This window comes from Sphingomonas sp. Leaf38, from assembly GCF_001421825.1.
In the GTDB taxonomy this organism is placed as follows: Bacteria; Pseudomonadota; Alphaproteobacteria; order Sphingomonadales; family Sphingomonadaceae; genus Sphingomonas.
Map to the genome: position 1 here is coordinate 43,974 of NZ_LMLD01000010.1, position 8,203 is coordinate 52,176.

An 8,203-nucleotide genomic window follows, 5' to 3' on the forward strand; every position below is an offset into this window, starting at 1 on the left:
CGCCACGAAGCTGGCGACGATCACGCAGGCTCCGGCAGCGCAGCTCGCGCGCGTGCTTTCCGCCTACGCGGAGAAGGAAGCCGCCTGATCTTGCAGGCTCTTTCGTTACTTTTTGAACTGATGGGGCATGTGCCCCGAGATGGAGATTTATCATGGCAGACCTGAACGCACTCGTTGAGAGCCTGAGCGAACTGACCGTTCTCGAAGCAGCTGAGCTTTCGAAGCTGCTCGAAGAGAAGTGGGGCGTTTCGGCCGCAGCAGCGGTTGCAGCACCGGCAGCAGGCGGCGGCGCAGCTGCTCCTGCAGCAGAAGAGCAGACCGAATTCGACGTCATCCTGACCGGCGACGGTGGCAAGAAGATCAACGTCATCAAGGAAGTCCGCGCGATCACGTCGCTCGGCCTGACCGAAGCCAAGACGCTGGTCGAGTCGGCTCCCAAGGCCGTCAAGGAAGGCGTGTCGAAGGACGAAGCCGCCAAGATCAAGGCACAGCTCGAAGCAGCTGGCGCGACCGTCGAGGTCAAGTAAGCCGCAGCGGGAGAGACGCTTTAGCCACGCTAAAGCGCACTCCCCGCAAGGCCGGCCGGCGGCATTCATGCCGACCGACGAAGCAGGGGCTTTGCCCCCGCTGGCCGCAGCTAAAAAAAGGGCGGCCCCAGCGATGGGGTCGCCCTTTTTCGTATGTGTCGTACTCTCAGCGTGAATGGGCGGCTGACACGTAAGGCGATCCCGGCGGGGTCCGCAGGAGCGCCGACCGACCCTTTGAACCTACATGCTGGTGCGGCCTAACGGTGTACCCTCGCTCCGCCGCGCCCCGAAGAGCGCGGCCGCCAACGCCTAGCGGTCGAAGGTCGCCGCGTGGGGGCGTGCCGCGACGCTCGTGTGCATCTTGGCGGGACCATCCAGCCAGAACGGCGCGAGCTTGGCGGAGTCGACGCGTTCGATGCCGATGACCCACGCACGCGCGGTCTGCGCGTCGTCGCCCGCGGTGGCGTAGAGGATGTTGGTGGCGACGACGGGGACGAACATCGGCCGGTTGGCGGCGGTCATCGTCTGGATCGCCTCTCGTGCGATCGCGACGACCGTGCGGATCTTGCGCGTCTCGCCCGGCGCCAGTGCGAATGGCGGCGCGGCCGGACGGCTGACCGGGCTTGCGTTGAACTGGGCAAGATCAGCGTCCTGGCCTGCGTGCGCGGTCAGGAGCGCCACGCCGGTGCGGATCGCGGTGGCGGGCACAATGCCGGTGTTGGTGACGATGAGCTCGCACTCGACGGTCGCGCTGAGCATGTTGAGACCCGCACGCAAGGGGCGGAGATCGCAGGTCAGGCGCGCACGCGGTGCAGCCGCCGGCGTCTTTGCACGGGGTTCGAGGAACTGCGGTGCTGCGACCGCGACGGCAGGCAGCGCAGCGGCGGGAGCGACCGGAGTGCTCACGGGCTCGACCGGCGCGACGACGGGAGCGGGCGCAACAGGCTGCGGGGCCGGTGGCGCGATCGGCTCGACGACGGGTTCGGCCTCGATCCGGTCCTGCCTGCGTCCGCGTGGCGTGCGGCGAAGTGCCCAGAGCGCCCCCAGCACCACGACGATCGCCACGAGCGAGAGCCAGAGCGGCATCGCCCTGCCCATCTCCGGTGCGGAGACCGTCGATTGGGCCGGCGTGACGGGGGTCGGAGCCGGTGCGGGTTGCTCGGCTGCGGGTTGCGGGGACGGTTGCGGGGCGACCGGCTGGGGAGCTACCGCTTGCGTGTCGGCTGGCGTCACATCTTGTGCTGGCGGCGGCGATACCGTCTCGGGCGTACGCGTCGTCACCGGCGCAGGCTCGGTAGCCGACGAGCGGGTCGCCGTCGTCGAGGGACGGGTTTGCCGGGTCTGCTGCTCGTCGCGTGCGGCGGGACGGTCGGCGGTGGTCTTTTCCGGGGCGGACTCGTCCTTCGCGCGCGGACGGGCCGCCCGGCGGGGTACCGGCGTCTCGGTCGGCAGCGCGATCTTGGGCGTGTCGGGGATCGGGATCGTCGTGGTCTGCGGGGCAGGATTGGCAAGCCCCTCCAGCCCGCGGACCGGCGCGGTCTTTTCGGTCTGCGCCATCGCCGGGATCGCCGACGTCAGCACGGTCATGGTGGCGAGCAGGGCGGCCAGCGCCCCGCGATCGGTCGTCATCGTCGAAAAATCCCCTGCGCGCGGTCGTGGCGGCGTTGTGGGCGGGGGAGGCTGAACGACGCCCGACGGCAACCCGCGATGCGACGAGCCGCACCGGGGTAGCGGTGAAACGTGATGACGGTTCGGAAGGCTAGGCCGGTCGCCTCCCCGCCCGCCCGGTACGCACAGTGGCCGGACGATCGCTCAAAGCCCGCTTGCGGTCGTGCATTTGTCCTTGGGTGGAAACCGCTCGTCGGGCGTCGGCGACTGGAAATCCTTGTTGCGCGCGCGGAACATCGCGATACGCGTAAAATTGACCGGCAGCGAGAGCATGCGGAACGGGATATCCGTCATGATCGGCCGATAGCGATAGCTGACCTGAACGTGAAACAAGATCTCACCGAGCGGCAACTGCCGACCAGCGGGCAGCGACGCGGTGGCGATAGTCTTGTTGCAGCCCACCTGTGGCGCGACGACATAACCGCCGTCGAAGCGTTGCCACAGTATCTGGTTCTCGGTCGTGCCGTTCTTGTCGGTGTCGGTACCGCGTACCCCGGTGATGACGATCCGCCCGTCATTGCGCAGATCATAGGGTCGCGCGGTCAAGTCGACTGCGCTGAACAGGTCGTAGATCTGGGCCTCGCCGATACCGATATCGCCGGTACCGCTCTGCGCGACGAGATCCGCGCTCATCGCGGCAAGACGCTGCACGCGGTTATTGGCCATGATGTAGTTGCCGAACTCGATCGCGGTCAGCATGAAACCCAGGAAAAGCGGAAGCGCCAGCGCGAATTCGAGCATCGCGACGGCGCGCCGCGTGCGCAGGAGCGTACGCAGCAGCGCTGTCAACAGCGGCGCGCGCCTCACGACGCACTCGTCACGACGGCTTCGTTGCGGACCACCGTCGCGGCCGACAACGGGATCACTCCCGCCCCATAGCCGATTGCGCTCCCCACGAACCCGAACAGGACCCGCTTGGGGAATTTCACGGTATAACTCACGACGTCGCCGGGCCCGCCCAGCGTATTGCCGGCGACCGGGGTCGCATTGTCCCACATGCCGTTCCGGTTGCGATCGACATAGGGTTCGCCCTTGTCATACTGCTTATTGCCGTTCGCGTCGGTGTAGGTTTCGGGGAATGCGGTGCTGAAATTGCGATAGACGGTCGTGACAATCTCGATCGACTTGCCTGGCGCGGTGTTAAAATCGCTCATCGACTTGGCGATGCTTGCACGCATAATCGCGGTACGCTCCGATTCCTTGGTTTCGAGCGTGGCGGTCGCGGCGCGCGCAGCCTCGGTTACCGCGCCCTCCAGCACGACCCGCGCGAACAACATGTGGCCGAACTCGATCGCGCCGCAGATTAGCGACAGCATCGCCGGCAGAATGATCGCAAACTCGACGATGGTGACGCCGCGCACGTCGGTGCGCAGCCTAGCGGAAACCGTCACTGGACGAGGTGGAGATCGACGAGTTCGGACGCGATATCGTCGAACGCCGCCTTCAGCGTTGCGGTGTCAGACGTCTGATAGACGTGCCCCGGCGCGCACTGCTCGAACATCGCCAGCGTGTTCCGGTCGGTCGTCGTCAGCGCGACGATGTACACCTTCGGCGCATTGTTCTCCGCCTGGAGCGCGGCGCAGGTCTTGGCGAACCGCCGTTCGGACTGTCCGATAAGCCCCCCTTTGCTCGCCGAGATCGGCGAGTCCGCATAGTTGCCGTAGAAGGTCCAGGTCCGGTCCTCATAGCCGTTCTGGCTTGCGCCTAGCGCGGTTTCGCCATCGGTCATGAACACGAGCGCGCGCTTGGGTTCCTCCTGCCCGCGGGGCGGCGTTCGCTTGAAGACGTCGTCGCGCACGAGTAACCGATAGCCCCATAGCAGCCCGGCGTGGTGCAACGTCCCGTTCGCGGGATAGATCGCGGCGTTCTGGCGATCGATGACGTCGTCGTAGAAGCTGCGCGACCGGCCGTAATCGACCGCGGTTGCTGCTTCCGGGCATTGCCAGTTGGGCGACGGGAACTCGGTCTTGTTCCGTCCGCCGTCGTCGACGCTGCCGCCGAGCGGGTTGACGGTATATTCGGTGGCGTCCTTCCAGTTGTTGAACTGGGGGATCCTGTCGTAGCGCACGCGGAACTGCGTGCCAGTGCGCGTCGTGAAATTCCACGGGTTGCTCGACGGATCGTAGAAGCCTCCATTGTCCGCCCGGACGATCACGTCGTTGTCGGCTTTGGCGGCGTTGTCGTTCAGGTCGATATAGGCGTCGTAGAATGCCTCGCGGTACGGGTTGTTCGCGAACTGGTTGCCGTAGAAATCCAGGTTCAGCATCTGGTCGTAATAGCTGGGGTGCAACTTGTAGAGATTGTTGTTCGGCTCGACATTGGCAACGCTATAATAGGCGCTCGACGGGTTCGCCTTAGCGCCGGTCGCGATCGCGTTACCCGGCATCTGCGGGACGTACATCGGCGGGATGAAATAGGGCTTTACCGGCGGATGCGCGCCCTCACCCGGCAGCGTGCGATCGATATCCCACGCGTTCGGATCCCGGTACGTCAGCGTCGCGGTCAGATCCTTGACCGTGTCATCCCCGAACACACACCCCTTCCACCCGAGCTTGTTGCCGGGCCATGTGCCGCCATAGGTGTTGGCGATCACGTCGTTGAACCCGAACATCTGGCGGACGGACGGTAATCGCCAGTCGGTCAGCAACTTGCCGACATTCACGGTGATGTCGTACATGACGTACCCCATCGCCAGATCCTTGCGCGTGTCGCTGCCTTGGAACAGGATCTCGTTGAAGCTTTTCGCCGCGTCCTTCAGCGCCGTGATGCGGGTCTTGACGACACCGTTCGAATCGCGCGGCAGGTTGGCCTTGAGCGAACCGGTATTGTCGAGCACCATCATGACCTCGAGCGGGTGCGGGTTGATTGCCGCGCGGGCGATCGCGCGGATCGGTTGCTGCGCAAAGCCGAACAACCGCATGAACGACATCGGCAGCGTCGCGGTGGCGACGACCGTGGTGGTGTTGATGTCCTTGATCACGGTGAACGCGGGCGAAACCTTCAGGTTCGTGACGCCCATATAGGTGTCGGGAAAGTTGCCGCTGAAATAGGCCGCGACCTGGCTCTCGCGCGAGTTGCTGGCGGTGCCCGATACCGAGAAGGCGCGCGCGCCGGCGAGCGCCGCCGCGTCGACGCCGGTCTGCAATTGCGACTTCACAATGTAGACCCGCCCGGCGTCAATCGCCGAGCCCAGCGCCGCGATTGCAGGGATGAGCCCGGCCGCCATCATGGCGATCGCGGATCCCCTGCGGTTACTGGGCAGGCGCCGCAATGCGCTGCCGAGCGGCCCTCGTGGGCCGCTGGCTCGTGTCTTGCCCTGTAGCATCCATCCCCCTTGAACCGGATCGGACCCGGTTACGTTCATTTTGGTTCAATCGCAGGCGGACATTAAATTACGGTTAGTATTACCTTTTTGAACGTGGCTTGCGGTGGCCGCCCCAGCACCTCGCGTGCCTCAAAATCGACACCGCCCGGGCGCACACCTGCGAGACACACCCTGTCGTCGACAATCCGAGATCGCGCCCCGATGAAGCTCCGACTCTTCCCCTCCTGCCTGATCGCCGCCCTGCTCGTGCCGATGGCCGCGCAGGCCGATCCCGCGCCGTTCGACCTGACTGGGCCGAGCCTGCGCGTCGGTGTGACCCACGGGACAACGACGTTGCCGATCGCGCAGGTCCCCAAGCTCGCGACCGGCGAGCGCGTCTCGATCGCGGCCGACCTCCCGACGGGCAGGAAGGACGATGGCACGCGCTATCTGCTCGTCGCCGCGTTCCTGCGCGGCGCGACCGAGCCGCCGCCGAAATCGTGGTTCTTCAAGGCCGAGACGTGGAAGGCGAAGAAGGCCGCACTGGCGTTGAAGGTACCCGACGGCGCGCGGCAGCTGGTGGTGTTCCTGGTGCCCGACAGCGGCGGGTTCGATGCGGTCGTCGCCGCGGTGCGCAAGCAGCCGGGGGCGTTCGTGCGCGCGGTGCAGGACCTCGACCAGGCATCGCTCGACCGCGCGAGGCTCGATGCGTTCCTCGACGGGATCCATGCGCTGGAACGGACGCAGCCCGAGCGGATCGAGGCGGTGTCGCCGCTGCTGTCGCGCAGCCTGGCGATCAAGCTGAAGGCGGAATGCCTCGATCTCGCCGCCGACCTGCAGGCCTCCTGCCTCACGCAAAGCCGCGATTCGCTCGTGCTGGCGGATGGCCAGAGCTCGACGCTGGCGGACACGCTGGTGGGCGCACCGACCGATCTGGCGCTGCAACTGAGTGCGACGCCGGCGGGCGGGCTCGGCTATTACAGCCCGTATATCGGCGTGGTGCGCGATCTGGCGAAGATCTTCGGCGCGTTCCAGTCGACTCAGTTCCGCTACATCCCCGCGCTGGCGCGTCTGCGCGACGACAAGATGGCGCTGCTGCTGAACGCGGCGCCGTCGTTCGCGAGCCCGAAATCGGTGATGGTCGTCGCGATGCCCGTGATCGAGACGGGGACGCCGCAGACTCCGACGCTGCGCCGCGCGGAAGCCGACCGGCTGGTCTGCGCGGCCAAGCCCGATCTGGTGTTGCCGGTCGAGGGCGCGCCGCTGATCTATGCGACGCAGTTCGCGCACGCCATGAGCCTGCGCGTAACGACGCCGCAGGGGGGCGTGGTCGAGCTGCCCGTGCAGGCCGATGCCGAGCGCGGCGGCTATGTGCTCGATCAGGTGGGGATGCGGACCGCGGGCTTGAGCAGCGTGACCGATGCGGCGCTGCACGGGCGCTGGGGGTTCACACCGTTCGACGGGCCGCGGTTCCGTCTGCAGGTGCCGCGCGCCGGCGGCTGGCAGATGGTCGATACTGACCCCGAGAATCTGGTGGTCGGGCGCGACAATCCGGTGGCGCTGGCCGGACCGACGCCGAGTTGCGTCGAGGCGGTGACACTGTCGAGTGCGGCGGGTGACGTGCCGCTGGCATGGACGACGAGCGGCGACCGGATCGGGCTCACGCTGCCGCTTGCGAAGACCGCGCCGGGGAAACTCACGCTGCTGGTGAAACAATATGGGGTCGAGGCTCCCGAGACGATCGCGCTGACCGCGTTGGCCGAGGCGGGGCGGATCGATGGTCTGACGCTGTATGCGGGCGATACGGCGGGGACGCTCGCGGGGACGCGGCTCGATCTGGTCGCGTCGATGACGATCGACGGGGTCGCGTTCAAGCCGGGCGCGGTCGTGCGGGCGGACAAGGGCGATCTGCTGGGGCTGACCGCGGAGACGGCACCGAAGTTCGCGGCTGGTCAGGCGAAGACCGCGGTCGTGACGCTGACCGATGGACGAAAGCGGTCGGTGAAGGTCACCGTCGCGGCGGCGCGACCCAAGGCGACGCTGATCGCCAAGAGCGTGATTACGCCCCCCGCCCCCGGCCTGCCGGTCGTGCTGGCGGGCGATACCGCGATCGCGCAGGATGCCCGGATCACCTTCTCGCTGCGCGCCGAAGGGACCACGCGGTTTGCGGCGGGAGACAGCGTCGAGATCGACGCGGTGGCCGGTGGGCCGACGACCAGCGTCGCGTCGGGGCGCGGGCTGACCGTGCAGGACGAACGGATCGCGGTGGCCTCAGTCGAGCCGGGCAAGGCGCTGGGGGTGTCCGCGCATGGGCCGCTCCGGTGGCGGCTGGTGCAGGACGGCGTGGCCGGCGACTGGGTCCCGCTGACGAGTTTGGTGCGGGTGCCGGGGTTGGCCGGGGTGACGTGCAAGGATGTGTGCACGCTGGCGGGGAGCGACCTGTTCCTGATCGACTCGGTCGCGGCGAATGCGGGGTTTGCAGATGCGGTGCGGGTGCCCGAGGGGTTTACTGGGGCTTCTCTGACCGTGCCCAAGCCGGCTGGGGGTATGCTGTTCGTAAAGCTGCGCGACGATCCGGCGGTTACCGCGACGGTGGCGGTGAAAAGCTAGCGGTTCCCCAGTGCAATCCTCCCCCGCCAGGGGGAGGTGGCACCGTAGGTGACGGAGGGGGCGGACACCGCACAGGCGTTGCCCTTTCCTTCCC

6 protein-coding genes and 1 pseudogene are annotated in these 8,203 nt (G+C 66.9%); 3 read left to right on the forward strand and 4 right to left on the reverse strand.

The window, feature by feature from the left end; translation table 11 throughout:
* Together ASE88_RS19410 and rplL are read left to right on the forward strand one after the other, a co-directional pair.
* Window positions 1–88 (forward strand): annotated as a pseudogene (locus ASE88_RS19410) (50S ribosomal protein L10); the annotation flags it as partial.
* Between the two features lie 64 nt (window positions 89–152).
* Window positions 153–527, forward strand: a complete 375-nt coding sequence (gene rplL, locus ASE88_RS05785; RefSeq protein ID WP_031392842.1) for a 50S ribosomal protein L7/L12 — start codon at window positions 153–155, stop codon at window positions 525–527.
* Window positions 528–836: 309 nt separating this feature from the next.
* On the opposite strand, the gene ASE88_RS19415 is transcribed toward rplL, so the two are convergent.
* The 4 genes from ASE88_RS19415 to ASE88_RS05805 all read right to left on the reverse strand — a co-directional run bounded on the left by ASE88_RS19415 (window position 837) and on the right by ASE88_RS05805 (window position 5,559).
* Window positions 837–2,156, reverse strand: coding sequence for a hypothetical protein (locus tag ASE88_RS19415; RefSeq protein ID WP_235527851.1), 1,320 nt, complete (start codon window positions 2,154–2,156; stop codon window positions 837–839).
* 183 nt (window positions 2,157–2,339) lie between these two features.
* Window positions 2,340–2,984 carry a TadE/TadG family type IV pilus assembly protein gene (locus tag ASE88_RS05795; protein ID WP_235525801.1) on the reverse strand — a complete coding sequence of 215 codons (645 nt, stop codon included), beginning with the start codon at window positions 2,982–2,984 and terminating at the stop codon, window positions 2,340–2,342.
* 14 nt (window positions 2,985–2,998) lie between these two features.
* Window positions 2,999–3,586, reverse strand: coding sequence for a TadE family protein (locus tag ASE88_RS05800; protein ID WP_056476563.1), 588 nt, complete (start codon window positions 3,584–3,586; stop codon window positions 2,999–3,001).
* Window positions 3,583–5,559, reverse strand: a complete 1,977-nt coding sequence (locus tag ASE88_RS05805) for a Tad domain-containing protein (protein ID WP_082463419.1) — start codon at window positions 5,557–5,559, stop codon at window positions 3,583–3,585. The genes ASE88_RS05800 and ASE88_RS05805 overlap by 4 nt, the downstream gene beginning before the upstream one ends.
* Window positions 5,560–5,721: 162 nt before the next feature.
* On the opposite strand from ASE88_RS05805, the gene ASE88_RS05810 reads away from it, so the two are divergent.
* Window positions 5,722–8,109 carry a hypothetical protein gene (locus ASE88_RS05810; RefSeq protein ID WP_055879756.1) on the forward strand — a complete coding sequence of 796 codons (2,388 nt, stop codon included), beginning with the start codon at window positions 5,722–5,724 and terminating at the stop codon, window positions 8,107–8,109.
* Window positions 8,110–8,203 lie beyond the last annotated feature (94 nt).